The sequence below is a fragment of the Streptomyces sp. NPDC089919 genome (assembly GCF_040684615.1).
GTDB lineage: Bacteria > Actinomycetota > Actinomycetes > Streptomycetales > Streptomycetaceae > Streptomyces.
This window is the reverse complement of the sequence record NZ_JBFBGK010000042.1, coordinates 26284-40724: the sequence shown is the minus strand read 5'-3', so window position 1 is coordinate 40724 and position 14441 is coordinate 26284. Positions and strand designations below refer to the sequence as shown.

Sequence of the window (14441 nt, the reverse complement as noted above, 5' to 3'; positions counted from 1 at the left end):
TTCCTCAGATCTCTAACGGCACATCGGTCGCCGCCACTCTAAGGCGTGGAAGGGGCCCCGTACGAGAACGTACGGGGCCCCGCCTCACGTCACACCGCTGCACCGCCCGGATCACATACCGGCGATGAGCTTCTCCACCCGGTCGTCCACCGACCGGAACGGGTCCTTGCACAGCACGGTCCGCTGCGCCTGGTCGTTGAGCTTGAGGTGCACCCAGTCGACGGTGAAGTCCCGCCGCTGCTCCTGCGCCCGGCGGATGAAGTCGCCGCGCAGCCGGGCCCGAGTGGTCTGCGGGGGCACCGACTTGCCCTCGAAGATCTTCAGGTCGTTGCAGATGCGCGCCGCCTGGCCCTTGCGCTCCAGCAGGTAGTACAGGCCCCTGCGCCGGTGGATGTCGTGGTAGGCGAGGTCTATCTGGGCGACCCGCGGGTTCGACATCGTCATGTTGTGCTTGGCGCGGTACCGCTCGATCAGCTGGTACTTCATGACCCAGTCGATCTCGGTGCCGATCCGGTCCAGGTCCTGCGCCTCGATGGCGTCCAGGGTCCGGCCCCACAGCTCCAGCACCTGCTCGACGGTGCCGGTGCGGATGCCCCGGCGCTCGACGAAGTCCACGGCCTTGTCGTAGTACTCGCGCTGGATCTCCAGCGCCGAGGCCTCCCGGCCGCTGGCGAGGCGGACCTTGCGCTGGCCGGTGATGTCGTGGCTGACCTCGCGGATGGCCCGGATCGGGTTCTCCAGGGTCAGGTCCCGCATCACCGTGCCGGCCTCGATCATCCGCAGCACCAGGTCGGTGGCCCCGACCTTCAGCAGCATCGTGGTCTCGGACATGTTCGAGTCGCCCACGATGACGTGCAGCCGGCGGTACCGCTCGGCGTCCGCGTGCGGCTCGTCGCGCGTGTTGATGATCGGACGCGAGCGGGTGGTCGCCGAGCTGACGCCCTCCCAGATGTGCTCCGCCCGCTGGCTGACGCAGTACACGGCGCCCCGCGGGGTCTGGAGGACCTTGCCCGCGCCGCAGATCAGCTGCCGCGTCACCAGGAACGGAATCAGAATGTCCGCCAGCCGGGAGAATTCGCCGTGCCGGGCCACCAGATAGTTCTCGTGGCAGCCGTACGAGTTCCCGGCGGAGTCGGTGTTGTTCTTGAAGAGATAGACGTCGCCCGCGATTCCCTCCTCGTGCAGGCGGCGCTCGGCGTCCACCAGCAGACCCTCGAGAATGCGCTCGCCGGCCTTGTCGTGGGTGACCAGTTCGGTCACGTTGTCGCATTCGGGAGTTGCGTATTCCGGATGCGAACCCACGTCGAGATACAGGCGGGCGCCGTTCCGCAGGAAGACATTGCTACTGCGGCCCCATGACACGACACGGCGGAAGAGGTAGCGCGCCACTTCGTCAGGAGACAGTCGGCGCTGTCCCCTGAACGTGCACGTGACGCCGTACTCGTTCTCCAGCCCGAAAATGCGGCGGTCCATGACTGAACATTACGCCTTCTGCCCTGCTCGCAAACCGGGTTCGACGTCGCCGTTTCGATCATTTTCGGATGAGCCCGCCACCGGGACGCTGCGACCGGCCCCTTCCAGCACCCTCTGAGTGCCCGTCAGCACCGCCAGGGCAAGCGCCCCGCCGGCCGCCGCCACCGCGAAACTCGCCGCCGTGCCCCACTGCTCCACCACCGGCCCGGCCGCCGCCGTGCCGATCGCGGCGCCCACGCCGAAGAAGGTCACCAGCCACGAGAACGCCTCGGTCACCGTGCCCACCGGGGCGTGCCGGTCCACCACCACGAAGGCACAGGCCAGACACGGCGCCAGGAACACGCCCGCCAGCGCCGCCAGCGCGTACATGACCACCGGACCGGGGGTCAGCAGCAGCGGCAGGTAGCACAGCGCCAGCAGCGCCACCAGCGCGCGCAGCCGCCGCTCGGGGGTGCCCGCCCACTGCCGGGCCCCGTAGAACACGCCGCCTATCAGGGCGCCCAGCCCCAGGGCCGCCATCAGCCAGCCGTACACCGACTGGTCGCCGTGGTCGTCCGCGTACGCCACCCCGGCCACGCTGATCGAACCGAGCGCCGAGCCCACGAAGAAGAACGCCGCCAGCAGGGCCAGCAGCCCCTTCGAGCGCAGCGCGCCCAGCCAGTGCGCCTCCCGCGGTTCGGACCGCCAGCGCCGGGCCGGCTCCGAGGTCACCACGGCCAGCGCGCCCAGCACGCCCAGCAGGTTGATCACCATCAGGGCGGCGGCCGGCGACCAGAGCGCCACCAGCACCGTCACCAGCAGCGGACCGACCGTGTACATGATCTCCTGGGCCACCGCGTCCATCGCGTAGGCCGCGTGCACCTGCTCCTGGCGGCCGCCCAGCACGCTCGGCCACAGGGCCCGCAGCCCGCCCTCCAGCGGGGGCGTGAACAGACCCGCCACCACCGCCGCGGCGTACGACAGCACCAGCGAACCGGTCCCGCTCAGCGCGAGCACGCACATCGCCAGCGCCGAGACCAGCGCCGCCGGCAGCTGGATCCGCGGCTGGCCGTACAGGTCCACCGCCCGGCCCAGCAGCGGCTGGCCCGCCGCGGTGGCCAGGCCGTACACCGCCGCCAGGGCACCCGCCAGCGTGTAGCTGCCGCCCTCGGCCCGGATGAACAGGACGATCGCGATGTTCGCGGTGGCGGTGGGCAGCCGGCCCACCAGCGTGCCCGTCAGCAGCCGCGCCGCGTGCCGGGTCCTGAGCAACTGCGCGTACCCCGCGCCTGCCGCCGCCATGATCCGTCCCTTCCGCCCGGCGCCCCCGGGGTTTTACGTATAACTTCGACAGTCATACGTACCATGGCCACAGCCGCGGGTCCACTCCGCACACCACCCGACCAGGCATTTCGGAGGCTGAACGTGACGAGGCCCACCAGCCGGGACGTGGCGCGCGCCGCCGGCGTCTCCCAGGCCACCGTCTCCCTCGTACTCGGCGACAAATGGACCGGCCGCGTCTCCGAGCGCACCGCCGACCTCGTCCGCGCCGCCGCCCAGGACCTCGGCTACCGCCCCAACCTCGCCGCCCGCAGCCTGCGCACCGGTTCCACCCGCACGGCCCTCCTGGTCGTCCCCGCCCTCACCAACGAGTTCTTCGCCCGCGTCTACACCGGCGCCGCCCGCGTCTCCGCCGCCCACGACTTCGGCGTCGTCCTCTACCCCTCCCCCGACGGCACCGGCCCCGCCCGGGACCCCTTCCCCTCCGCCCGCGCAGCCCTGGACGGGGTCATCGCCTCCTCCATGGCCGCCGACGCACTCGAAGGCATCAAGGGCGCCGACCTCCCCCTCGTCATGATCGACAGCGACCCCGCCGCCGAGGGCGCCGCCGCCCACGTCAACCTCGCCATCGCCGACGGCACCCGCACCGCCGCCCACCACCTGCTCGGCCTCGGCCACCGGCGCTTCCTGCACCTCGCCTCGGCCATCGACTCCTGGACCTTCGAGGTCCGCGCCCGCACCCTCGCCGCCACCCTCGCCGCGCACGGGGGCACCACCCTGCGCAGGACCACCGCACCCCTCACCGTCGCCGCCGGGCTGACCGCCGCCGAAGCCGCCCTCGCCGACCCCGCCGACCGGCCCACCGCCATCGTCTGCGACGACGACATCCTCGCCGCCGGCGCCTGCAAGGCCGCCCGCCGCCTGGGGCTGCGCGTCCCCGACGACCTCTCCGTCACCGGCTTCGACGACCTCTCGCTGGCCACCGCCGTGGAACCGGAGCTCACCACCGTCCGGCTGCCCGCCGAGCAGGTCGGCGAAGACGGCATGAACGCCCTCCTCGCCGTCCTCGACGGCCGCACCTGGACCGGCCCCGAACTCCCCGTGGAACTCGTGGTCCGCGGCTCCACCGCCCCCGCACCCTGACACGACGGTGCCCCCGGCCGTGGACCACGGCCGGGGGCACCACCTCACGCTCCGGGGACTACGCGCCGTCCTCCGGGTCCTCGTCCTTCGACACCGCGTCCGCCTGCGCCTCGGCGGGCACCACCGGCTCCAGCAGCCGCTCCAGCTGCCGGCCCCGGATCCGCTTGAACTTCCGCTGCTGGGTCCGCGTCCGGTCCAGCACCGCGACCTCCAGCCGGTCCGCGGGGATCTCCCGGTCCGCGCCGTTGGCCTGGTTCGACAGCGCCTGCACCGCCAGCTTCAGCGCCTCCGGGAGGGTCATCCCGTCCTGGTGCCGCTGGTCCAGGTAGGTGCTGATCTGCTCGGCGTTGCCGCCGACCGCGACCGAGCCGTGCTCGTCCACGATCGAACCGTCGTGCGGCAGCCGGTAGATCTGGTCGCCCGCGGCCGTCGCACCGACCTCGGCGACCACCAGCTCGACCTCGTAGGGCTTCTCCGCGGCACTCGAGAAGATCGTGCCGAGGGTCTGCGCGTAGACGTTCGCCAGCCCACGGGCCGTCACGTCGTCGCGGTCGTACGTGTACCCGCGGAGGTCGGCGTACCGGACGCCGCCGATCCGGAGGTTCTCGTACTCGTTGTACTTGCCGGCGGCCGCGAAGCCGATCCGGTCGTAGATCTCGCTGAACTTGTGCAGCGCACGGGACGGGTTCTCACCGACGAACACAATGCCGTCGGCGTACTGCAGCACGACAAGGCTGCGGCCGCGGGCGATGCCCTTGCGGGCGTACTCCGCCCGGTCGGCCATGGCCTGCTGGGGTGACACATAGAACGGCGTCGACACCGGCTATCCGTCCCTTCCTTCTCTGTGACGCATAACAGTGACGAGTGATCAGAGCAGCGCGGCGCGCGGCCCGTCGGGCTGTTCCAGCCGCTTGTCGGTGATCTTGCGGGCGAGCGCCGAGGACTCGTCGTCGGTGAGCCGGCGGAAGCCCTCGTCCGTGATGACGGTCACGATCGGGTAGATGTGGCGGTACAGGTCCGGGCCGCCGGTGGCGGAGTCGTCGTCGGCCGCGTCGTACAGCGCCTGCACGACGAGGGTGGTGGCCTGTTCCTCCGTCAGGTCGTTGCGGTAGAGCTTCTTCATCGAGCCGCGGGCGAAGATCGAGCCGGAGCCGGTGGCGGCGTAGCCGTGCTCCTCGGAGCGGCCGCCGGTGACGTCGTACGAGAAGATCCGGCCCTTCTCCTTGCCCTCGTCCCAGCCGGCGAAGAGCGGCACCACGGCCAGGCCCTGCATGGCCATGCCGAGGTTGGAGCGGATCATCGTGGACAGGCGGTTGGCCTTGCCCTCGAGGGAGAGGGTGGCGCCCTCCACCTTCTCGAAGTGCTCCAGCTCCAGCTGGAAGAGCTTGACCATCTCGACGGCCAGGCCGGCCGTACCCGCGATGCCCACCGCGGAGTACTCGTCGGCCGGGAAGACCTTCTCGATGTCGCGCTGGGCGATCATGTTGCCCATGGTGGCGCGCCGGTCACCGGCGAGCACCACCCCGTCGGGGAAGGTCGCGGCCACGATGGTCGTGCCGTGCGGCGCCTCGACGACCCCCTCCGGCAGCTTCCGGTTCCCCGGCAGCAGCTCGGGCGAATGGCTCCCCAGGAAGTCGTAGAACGACGACGACCCCGGCGTCAGGAAGGCCGCCGGTAGACGCCCTGTGCTTCGAGTGTTGGCTTCCACAGGTTTCCTTCCAGTAAGCGGCTGCACGCCTTGTGACGTCCGGCCGTTCCGTGAACCGATCCCGGCCGGTGCGGCAGGCGGAGCCCGGTACGTCTCGGACCCTACCCCTGCCGCGCCCGTGATCCACATGCTCCGGGGGAACCGTCCGCGGGCGGTTCCTGAGCCCGGTGGGCGGGTGCGGCCGGACGGCACGGATCGCCTCGCCCGTGCCGCCCGAAACCCGCCCTGGACCTTCGATCCGAAGGTCGAACCGGTCTACTGACCGCCCTTTTGCACGAAGCTCCGCACGAAGTCCTCGGCGTTCTCCTCGAGCACGTCGTCGATCTCGTCGAGGACGGAGTCGACGTCGTCGGAGAGCTTCTCCTGGCGCTCCTTGAGGTCGGAGCTGGTCTCGGCCGCGGTCTCCTCGACCTCCTCGGTCGAATGCGTGGCCTTCTGCTGTCCGCCGCCGGTGTCCTTGGTCGCCATGTCTACCTCACCCCGCTACTCGGTTCGAGATCTCAAGATCAGACCTTATGCCGGACCCTACAAGGAGGGTCGGCATTCGTCCTCGCACTTTCTCAACGTCCGGGTACTGATTCCATGATTCCCGGACGAGGGGTACTTCAGCCGCCCGAGAGGACCCGGACCAGATCCTCCGCCGTACGGCAGCGGTCCAGGAGTTCCTTGACGTGGTTGCGGGTACCCCGGAGGGGTTCCAGGGTGGGGACCCGCTGGAGGGAGTCCCGGCCGGGCAGGTCGAAGATCACCGAGTCCCAGGAGGCGGCCGCGACGTCGTCCGCGTACTGCTCCAGGCAGCGGCCCCGGAAATAGGCCCTGGTGTCCTCCGGAGGCTTCGCCTCGGCGCGTTCCACCGCCTCCTCGGTCAGGAGCCGCTGCATCTTCCCGCGGGCCACCAGACGGTTGTACAGGCCCTTGTCGGGCCGTACGTCGGAGTACTGGAGGTCGACCAGGTGCAGCCGGGCCGCGTCCCACTCGAGCCCGTCCCGCCGCCGGTAGCCCTCCAGGATCTCCCGCTTGGCGATCCAGTCCAGCTCTCCCGAGAGGCTCATCGGGTCGCTCTCCAGCCGCCCCAGCACGTCCTCCCAGCGGGACAGGACGTCCTTGGTCTGCTCGTCCGCATCGGAACCGAAGCGTTCCTCGACGTACTTGCGGGCGAGTTCGTAGTACTCCATCTGCAGTTGGACCGCGGTGAGCGTGCGCCCGCTGCGGAGCGTGATGAGGTGCTGCAGGTCGGGGTCGTGGGAGACCTGGTGCAGGGTGCGCACCGGCTGGTCCACGGCCAGGTCCACGGAGATGTAGTTGTCCTCGATCATGGACAGCACCAGCGCGGTGGTGCCCAGCTTGAGGTAGGTGGAGATCTCGGAGAGGTTGGCGTCCCCGATGATCACGTGCAGCCGGCGGTACTTCTCGGCGTCGGCGTGCGGTTCGTCGCGGGTGTTGATGATGGGGCGCTTGAGGGTGGTCTCGAGGCCCACCTCGACCTCGAAGTAGTCCGCGCGCTGGCTGATCTGGAAGCCGTGCTCGCGGCCGTCCTGGCCGATGCCGACCCGGCCGGCGCCGGTGACCACCTGGCGGCTGACGAAGAAGGGCGTCAGGTGGCGCACGATGTCCGAGAAGGCGGTCTCCCGCTTCATCAGGTAGTTCTCGTGCGTGCCGTAGGAGGCGCCCTTGTTGTCGGTGTTGTTCTTGTAGAGGTGGATCGGCTGGGCGCCGGGGAGCTGTGCGGCCCGCTCGGCGGCCTCGGCCATGATCCGCTCGCCGGCCTTGTCCCAGAGGACGGCGTCGCGCGGGTTGGTGATCTCCGGCGAGCTGTACTCGGGGTGGGCGTGGTCGACGTAGAGCCGGGCGCCGTTGGTGAGGATGACATTGGCCAGGCCGATGTCCTCGTCGGTGAGCTGGCTGCTGTCGGCGGCCTCGCGGGCGAGGTCGAAGCCTCGTGCGTCCCGCAGCGGGTTCTCCTCCTCGAAGTCCCAGCGGGCGCGTCGCGCCCGGTGCATCGCCGCCGCGTACGCGTTGACGATCTGGGACGAGGTGAGCATGGCATTGGCGTTCGGGTGGCCGGGGACGGAGATCCCGTACTCCGTCTCGATCCCCATTACTCGCCGTACGGTCATGCGGCCCTCCTTGCCCGGCGGCGCTCCCCTTCCGGGAGCGGCGCTCAAGTACCGCTGGTGCTCCGGTGCGTGTGCGGTGCCCGTCCCCGCACTGCGCGACCGGCGGTACCGATGAGCCTAGAACGGCTCCGCGCTGGTGGGGAGATCATTTCAGTCATTGCCGGTGGCCGGGTTCTCGGCGGGCGAGCGAACGGCCGGAAAGCAGTCGGCTGCGGGTGCCCCCGGAAGGGCTCCCGCAGCCGCCCTGTTTTTCAGAGGTACTGACCGGTGTTGGCCACCGTGTCGATGGAGCGTCCGGTGTCCGCGCCCTGCTTTCCGGTGACGAGCGTGCGGATGAACACGATCCGCTCGCCCTTCTTTCCGGAGATCCGGGCCCAGTCGTCCGGGTTGGTGGTGTTGGGCAGGTCTTCGTTCTCCTTGAACTCGTCCACGCAAGCCTGGAGGAGGTGGGAGACCCGGAGGCCCTTTTGGTTGTGGTCGAGGAAGTTCTTGATCGCCATCTTCTTGGCCCGGTCCACGATGTTCTGGATCATGGCGCCGGAGTTGAAGTCCTTGAAGTACAGGACTTCCTTGTCGCCGTTGGCGTACGTGACTTCGAGGAAGCGGTTCTCCTCGGACTCGGCGTACATCTGCTCGACGACGGTCTGGATCATGCTGGCGACCGCGACCTGGGGCGAGCCCTGGTGTTCGGCGAGGTCGTCGGTGTGCAGCGGCAGCGAGGCCTTGAGGTACTTGGCGAAGATGTCCTTCGCCGCCTCGGCGTCGGGGCGCTCGATCTTGATCTTCACGTCGAGCCGGCCGGGGCGCAGGATGGCCGGGTCGATCATGTCCTCGCGGTTGGAGGCGCCGATGACGATGACGTTCTCCAGGCCCTCCACACCGTCGATCTCGGCGAGCAGCTGGGGGACGATGGTGTTCTCCACGTCCGAGCTGACGCCGGATCCGCGGGTGCGGAAGAGGGATTCCATCTCGTCGAAGAAGACGATGACGGGGGTGCCCTCGCTGGCCTTCTCCCTCGCACGCTGGAAGACGAGGCGGATGTGCCGCTCGGTCTCGCCGACGTACTTGTTGAGGAGTTCGGGGCCCTTGATGTTCAGGAAGTACGACTTCCCGGCGGCCTTTCCGGTCGCCTCGGCGACCTTCTTGGCAAGGGAGTTGGCGACGGCCTTGGCGATGAGCGTCTTGCCGCAGCCGGGCGGGCCGTAGAGCAGGATGCCCTTCGGCGGCCGCAGTTCGTGCTCCTTGAAGAGGTCGGGGTAGAGGTACGGGAGCTCGACCGCGTCGCGGATCAGCTCGATCTGGTCGCCCAGACCGCCGATCTTGTCGTAGTCGATGTCGGGGACCTCTTCGAGGACGAGCTCTTCGACCTCGCTCTTGGGGACCACTTCGTAGACGTAGCCGGAGCGCGGTTCGAGCAGCAGGGCGTCGCCGGGGCGGATGGTGATGTCCAGGAGCGGCTCGGCGAGCCTCACCACCCTCTCCTCGTCGGTGTGCCCGACCACCAGGGCGCGCTCGCCGTCCTCGAGGATCTCCTTGAGGGTGACGATGTCCCCGGCCCGCTCGAATTCCATGGCCTCGACCACGTTGAGCGCTTCGTTGAGCATGACCTCCTGGCCGCGCCTGAGGTCTTCAGGGTCGACGCTGGGGCTGACGTTCACCCGGAGCTTGCGGCCCCCGGTGAAGATGTCGACGGTGCCGTCCTCGTTGGCCTGCAGGAAGACACCGAAGCCGGCCGGCGGCTGCGCGAGCCGGTCGACTTCCTCCTTGAGGGCGACGATCTGGTCGCGGGCCTCACGGAGCGTATTCGCCAGTCGTTCGTTCTGAGCGGAAACGCCGGCCAGGTTCGTCTGCAGCTCGACGATCCGCTCTTCGAGAATCCTCGTGTGTCGCGGAGAGTCGGCGAGCTTTCGTCGCAGGACGGCGATTTCCTGCTCGAGATAGGCAACCTGACCGGCGGGGTCATCGGACCCCCGCCCCGGCCGGATGCCGCGGTTGATGTCGTCGTCGTGGGCTGCCACGGTCCTCACCTCCTCCAAGGGGAGCTGGACGCTTCCTGACCCTACCTGGGCTGGTGGTGATTGAAACCCCTAGATCACAAAGACGGTAGGGGTGTGTCCGATCTTCACCCTTGCGTAGTCCCTCACGCCAAGGAAATACCCACCCATCAACATCGGAAAGCAGCCGGTTGTAAGGTCGAACTGTTCAACACCCATCAAGGCTGGCGCGACTTGCGCCAGGTTGGAACACAGCGCGCAGGGAAGTGCAGGAGATATGACCGTGCAGCACGAGCTCGCCACCGGGAGCACCGGGGAGAATCCCGAGGCTCTGGAGGTCTGGATCGACCAGGACCTCTGCACCGGGGACGGGATCTGCGTCCAGTACGCCCCCGAGGTGTTCGAGCTGGACATCGACGGTCTGGCGTACGTGAAGAGCCTGGAGGACGAGCTGCTGCAGGACGCGGGGGCGACGGCTCCGGTTCCGCTGCCGCTGCTGCAGGACGTGGTGGACTCGGCCAAGGAGTGCCCGGGCGACTGCATCCACGTAAGGCGCGTTTCGGACGGCGTCGAGGTCTACGGCCCCGACGCGGCGTGACGGATCACACACGCTCCGGCGTGGCCGGATCCGGCCGGTCGGTCTCGAGGAAGTTCCGTCCGGTCCAGCGCCACTTGGTGTCGCTGTGGGTGTCCGGGCAGCAGGACGGGACGTCCGGGCCGGAGTAGCCGCGCAGCTCGGCGGCGACGGCGCCGCCGGTGACGGCGAGGGTGATGACGCTCTCGCGGCGGGCCGGGCTCAGCAGGGTGGCGACCACCCGCGCGCGGCCGGTTCCGCCGCCGGTCAGGACGTAGAGGCCGTGCGGCGGGGTGCCGGAGCCGGCCTGGCAGCGGACGGCGGCCACGGTCTCGGGGCGGCCGTCGCCGTCGAGGTCGCCCTGGGCGCGGGCGGTGATCTGTTCGGGGTCGCCGTGGCAGTCGAGGGGGAAGTCCACGCCGGTGGGGTCCGGGGCGGTGGCGGCGGGCAGTTCCCGGCCGGCCGGCCCGGCCGCGGCGTGCGGGGTGCCGGCGGCCCGGTCGGGCTGGAGGAGGCCCGCGCCGGCGACGACCGCCGCCATGGCGGCGGCGGTGGCGACCCAGTGCAGGGGCCGGGTGCGGGTGTGCGCCAGTTCCAGGACGGCGGGGGTCTGCACGCGGGGTGTCTCCTGTGCGAGGGCTCTGCTGCGGGCGGGTGGCCGGTCCGGGGCCGGATCTGAGGGGGAGCCAGCATCGTGCCACACCTCACACGGGGGCGGAACGCCCGGGTCCAGCGCGGCGGCCGGAAGCCGTGCGCGCGGGCGGCGGCGGGCGGGGCGCCCGGGCCGGGACCCGAGCGGCGGCCGAGTCGGTCCCGAGGGGTCCGCGGGCCGCTCCCCGGTGGCGGTCGGGCCGTTTCCGGGCGGGGCTCAGGTGGTGCTCGGCCGGTGCTCGGACCGGGTGCGGTCGCGGGCAACGAAACGGCGCCGTGGCGCAGTTCCCCCGGTCGTGCGGGGAACTGCGCCACGGCGCCTGTGCGTTGGGGGCGACCCGGGCGGGGTCAGCCGCGGCCGGAGCCGCCGCTCTGGCTGCCGGGGCCCTCGTAGTCCTCGCCGTACGCGCCCTTGGCGGGGCGGCGGCGGCGCAGCGGGGGCTCGACTCCGTCGGCGAGCCGCCGGGCGGTGACGAGGAAGCCGGTGTGGCCGATCATCCGGTGGTCCGGGCGGACGGCGAGGCCTTCGACGTGCCAGTTGCGGATCATCGATTCCCACGGCTGGGGCTCGGCGAAGCAGCCGGCCTCGCGGATGGACTCGACGGTCTTCGACAGCTGGGTGGTGGTGGCCACGTAGCAGCAGAGGATGCCGCCGGGCACCAGCGCCTTGGAGACGGCCTCCAGGCACTCCCAGGGCGCGAGCATGTCGAGGATGACCCGGTCGACGTCGGTGTCCGAGAGGTTGTCCTGGAGGTCGCCGACGGTGAGCTGCCAGGCGGGGTGGGGTCCCCCGAAGTAGCGCTCGACGTTCTGGGTGGCGATCTCGGCGAAGTCCGCGCGGCGCTCGTAGCTGTGCAGCATGCCCTGGTCGCCGATGGCGCGCAGGAGGAAGCTGCTGAGCGATCCGGAGCCCACTCCCGCCTCCACGACGCGGGCGCCGGGGAAGATGTCGGCGAAGGCCAGGATCTGGCCCGCGTCCTTGGGGTAGACCACGGCGGCGCCGCGGGGCATGGACAGGACGTAGTCGGGGAGCAGCGGGCGCAGCGCGAGGTACGCGACGTTCCCGGTGGTACGGACAACACTGCCCTCGGGAGCGCCGATCAGCTCGTCGTGCGGGAAGGAACCCTTGTGGGTGTGGAAATTCTTCCCGGCTTCGAGCGTGAACGTGTAGTGGCGTCCCTTGGGGTCGGTGAGCTGGACCTGGTCCCCGACCTTGAAGGGCCCGCGACGGCGGGCGGCACCGGTCGGTTCGGACATGTGACCAGAGTACCGGGGTTATGCGGACGGCCGCGCCATGGCCTGGACGAACGCCTTCTCGACGTCCGTGGTGGAGAGCACGCCGTAGATCTCGCCGGTGTCCTCGAGGACGAGGTATTCGGTGGCGGGGGTGGCGCGCAGGACGTCGAGGAGCGCTTCGCCGGTCAGTTCCGCTGAAACCTTCATGCCGTCGGTGAGGTCCTGGGCGACCGTGGAGACGGCGACCCAGGGGCGGCGGTGTTCGGGGACGGCGGCGACGGCGGTCTCGCGGACCAGGGCGGTGGGGGTGCCGTGCGGGTCGACGACGACCAGGGCGCGGGCGCCGGCTTCGTTGGCCCGGCGCAGGGCTTCGGAGAGGGGGGTGGCGGCTTCGACGGGGGCGGCCCGGCGGGTGAGGGTGCGGGCGCGCAGGCTGGGCAGCTTCTCGCGCAGGCGGGCCATCCGGAGGCTGTTGCCGGCGCCGGTCCAGATGATGCCCGCCAGGATCGCGGCGAGCAGGGCGTCCATGACGGTGTCCATGCCGACGGTGTCTTCGGCGTCGGTGCCCAGGACGCCGGTGTGGGTGAGCAGCGGCAGGCCGATGAGGACGCCGACGGCCAGGCCCCGGCCGACCCAGGCGGCGGCGATGGTGCCGGTCATGGGCTTGCCGGTGAGGGCCCAGACGACGGCGCGCAGCATCCGGCCGCCGTCGAGGGGCAGGCCGGGCAGGAGGTTGAAGGCGGCGACCAGGAGATTGGAGATCATCAGCCCGGCGAGCAGCACGCCGGGGACGGTGTCGGGCTCGACGGCCTGCATGCCGGCGTAGAAGAGGCCGGCCAGGACGAGCGAGAGGAGGGGGCCGACGAAGGCGAGGACGAACTCGCGGCCGGCGGACTCGGACTCCTTCTCGATCTCGGAGACGCCGCCGAAGAACTGCAGCTGGATGCGGCGGACCGGGAGTTTGAAGCGCAGGGCGGCGACGGTGTGGGCGAGCTCGTGGATGAGCACGGAGCCGTAGAAGGCGATGGCGAAGAAGAGCGCGACGAGGTACCGGAGCAGGCCGAGGTCGGGCAGGATCCGGTCGAGCTGGCCGCCGAAGACCCAGGTGATGAGGGCTGCGACCAGGAACCAGCTGGGGGCGACGTAGACGGGCACGCCGAAGGGGCGGCCCATCTGGAGGCCGCCGCCCGGGCCGGGGTGGCGGCGGGTGCCCTGCTCCTTGTCCCCGGTGGTGTCGGTGTCGGCCACGGTTGCCCTTCTGTCGGAACGTGATGCCTCGATCATGCAGTGTGAGGGGGGTCGGCGTCGATGGTATGCCCCGCTGTCGGTCGGTGCCCGTAGGGTTTGTTGTCATGACGAGTCCGCAGACCCCCGCCACCGATGCCGCGCGGCCCTCGTCGCTCTCTCCTTCGCGGGCGAGCGACTTCATGCAGTGCCCGCTGCTGTACCGGTTCCGGGTGATCGACCGGCTGCCGGAGAAGCCCAGTGAGGCGGCTACCCGCGGGACGCTGGTGCATGCCGTGCTGGAGCGGCTTTTCGATCATCCGGCGGAGGAGCGGACGGCGCCGCGGGCGAAGTCGTTGGTGCCGGGCCAGTGGGACCGGCTGCTGGAGTCGAAGCCGGAGCTGGGCGAGCTGTTCGCGCAGGACGCGGACGGGGAGCGGCTGGGGCGCTGGCTGCTGGAGGCCGAGGCGCTGGTGGAGCGCTGGTTCACGCTGGAGGACCCGACGCGGCTGGAGCCGGTGGAGCGGGAGTTCTTCGTGGAGACGGAGCTGGAGTCGGGGCTGCGGCTGCGCGGGATCATCGACCGGGTGGACGTGGCGCCGACGGGCGAGGTGCGGATCGTCGACTACAAGACGGGCAAGGCCCCGCGGGCGGAGTACGCCGACGGCCCGCTGTTCCAGATGAAGTTCTACGCGCTGGTGGTGTGGCGGCTCAAGCAGGTGGTGCCGCGGCGGCTGCAGCTGGTGTACCTGGGCAGCGGGGACGTGCTGACGTACGACCCGGTGATCGGGGACCTGGAGCGGGTGGAGCGCAAGCTGCTGGCCCTGTGGGAGTCGATCAAGGAGGCGACGGACTCCGGTGAGTGGCGGCCGCGGCCGACGAAGCTGTGCGGCTGGTGCGACCACCAGGCGGTGTGTCCGGAGTTCGGCGGGACCCCGCCGCCGTACCCGCTGCAGATCGTGCCGCGTCAGGGCGGGGAGCCGGCGGCCGGATCCTGACCGGCCGAAAGGCGGCGGGTGCGGCAGGGCAGAATGATCCGGGCCCAGCGAATGCACCGAGAC

At 70.5% G+C, this 14441-nt stretch carries 13 protein-coding genes; 3 read left to right on the top strand and 10 right to left on the bottom strand.

Annotated elements, in window-relative coordinates; translation table 11 throughout:
* Window positions 1-111: 111 nt before the first annotated feature.
* Window positions 112-1473, bottom strand: coding sequence for a Pup--protein ligase (gene pafA, locus AB0O40_RS18710; protein ID WP_365042375.1), 1362 nt, complete (start codon window positions 1471-1473; stop codon window positions 112-114).
* A 9-nt stretch (window positions 1474-1482) separates the two neighbouring features.
* Window positions 1483-2754 carry an MFS transporter gene (locus tag AB0O40_RS18705; protein WP_365042372.1) on the bottom strand — a complete coding sequence of 424 codons (1272 nt, stop codon included), beginning with the start codon at window positions 2752-2754 and terminating at the stop codon, window positions 1483-1485.
* A gap of 123 nt (window positions 2755-2877) precedes the next feature.
* Here AB0O40_RS18705 and AB0O40_RS18700 point away from each other — a divergent pair, with 123 nt between their 5' ends.
* Window positions 2878-3876 carry a LacI family DNA-binding transcriptional regulator gene (locus AB0O40_RS18700; protein WP_365042369.1) on the top strand — a complete coding sequence of 333 codons (999 nt, stop codon included), beginning with the start codon at window positions 2878-2880 and terminating at the stop codon, window positions 3874-3876.
* Between the two features lie 58 nt (window positions 3877-3934).
* Here the strand turns inward: AB0O40_RS18700 and prcA are convergent, their stop codons facing one another.
* From prcA to arc, 5 genes are all read right to left on the bottom strand, one after another.
* The gene (gene prcA, locus AB0O40_RS18695) at window positions 3935-4696 is read right to left on the bottom strand and encodes a proteasome subunit alpha (RefSeq protein ID WP_365042366.1); all 762 of its coding nucleotides are present in this window, start codon (window positions 4694-4696) and stop codon (window positions 3935-3937) included.
* 48 nt (window positions 4697-4744) lie between these two features.
* Entirely contained in the window at window positions 4745-5584 is an 840-nt protein-coding gene (gene prcB, locus AB0O40_RS18690) for a proteasome subunit beta (protein ID WP_365042363.1), read from the bottom strand.
* A 255-nt stretch (window positions 5585-5839) separates the two neighbouring features.
* The gene (locus tag AB0O40_RS18685; protein ID WP_365042360.1) at window positions 5840-6052 is read right to left on the bottom strand and encodes a ubiquitin-like protein Pup; all 213 of its coding nucleotides are present in this window, start codon (window positions 6050-6052) and stop codon (window positions 5840-5842) included.
* Window positions 6053-6189: 137 nt separating this feature from the next.
* Window positions 6190-7701 (bottom strand): depupylase/deamidase Dop, encoded by a 1512-nt coding sequence (dop, locus tag AB0O40_RS18680; protein ID WP_365042356.1) that lies wholly within the window; start codon window positions 7699-7701, stop codon window positions 6190-6192.
* Window positions 7702-7952: 251 nt separating this feature from the next.
* A complete protein-coding gene (arc, locus tag AB0O40_RS18675) occupies window positions 7953-9719 on the bottom strand; it encodes a proteasome ATPase (RefSeq protein WP_365042353.1) in 1767 nt (588 codons plus the stop codon).
* Between the two features lie 253 nt (window positions 9720-9972).
* Here arc and AB0O40_RS18670 point away from each other — a divergent pair, with 253 nt between their 5' ends.
* Window positions 9973-10293, top strand: coding sequence for a ferredoxin (locus tag AB0O40_RS18670; RefSeq protein WP_365042350.1), 321 nt, complete (start codon window positions 9973-9975; stop codon window positions 10291-10293).
* 4 nt (window positions 10294-10297) lie between these two features.
* Here the strand turns inward: AB0O40_RS18670 and AB0O40_RS18665 are convergent, their stop codons facing one another.
* From AB0O40_RS18665 to AB0O40_RS18655, 3 genes are all read right to left on the bottom strand, one after another.
* Window positions 10298-10885: a hypothetical protein gene (locus tag AB0O40_RS18665; protein ID WP_365042347.1), complete on the bottom strand. Its 588-nt coding sequence runs from the start codon at window positions 10883-10885 to the stop codon at window positions 10298-10300.
* Between the two features lie 383 nt (window positions 10886-11268).
* Window positions 11269-12177, bottom strand: a complete 909-nt coding sequence (locus AB0O40_RS18660; protein WP_030193007.1) for a tRNA (adenine-N1)-methyltransferase — start codon at window positions 12175-12177, stop codon at window positions 11269-11271.
* A gap of 18 nt (window positions 12178-12195) precedes the next feature.
* Window positions 12196-13404 (bottom strand): site-2 protease family protein, encoded by a 1209-nt coding sequence (locus AB0O40_RS18655; RefSeq protein ID WP_365042344.1) that lies wholly within the window; start codon window positions 13402-13404, stop codon window positions 12196-12198.
* Between the two features lie 104 nt (window positions 13405-13508).
* On the opposite strand from AB0O40_RS18655, the gene AB0O40_RS18650 reads away from it, so the two are divergent.
* A complete protein-coding gene (locus tag AB0O40_RS18650; RefSeq protein WP_365042341.1) occupies window positions 13509-14378 on the top strand; it encodes a RecB family exonuclease in 870 nt (289 codons plus the stop codon).
* Window positions 14379-14441: the final 63 nt, after the last annotated feature.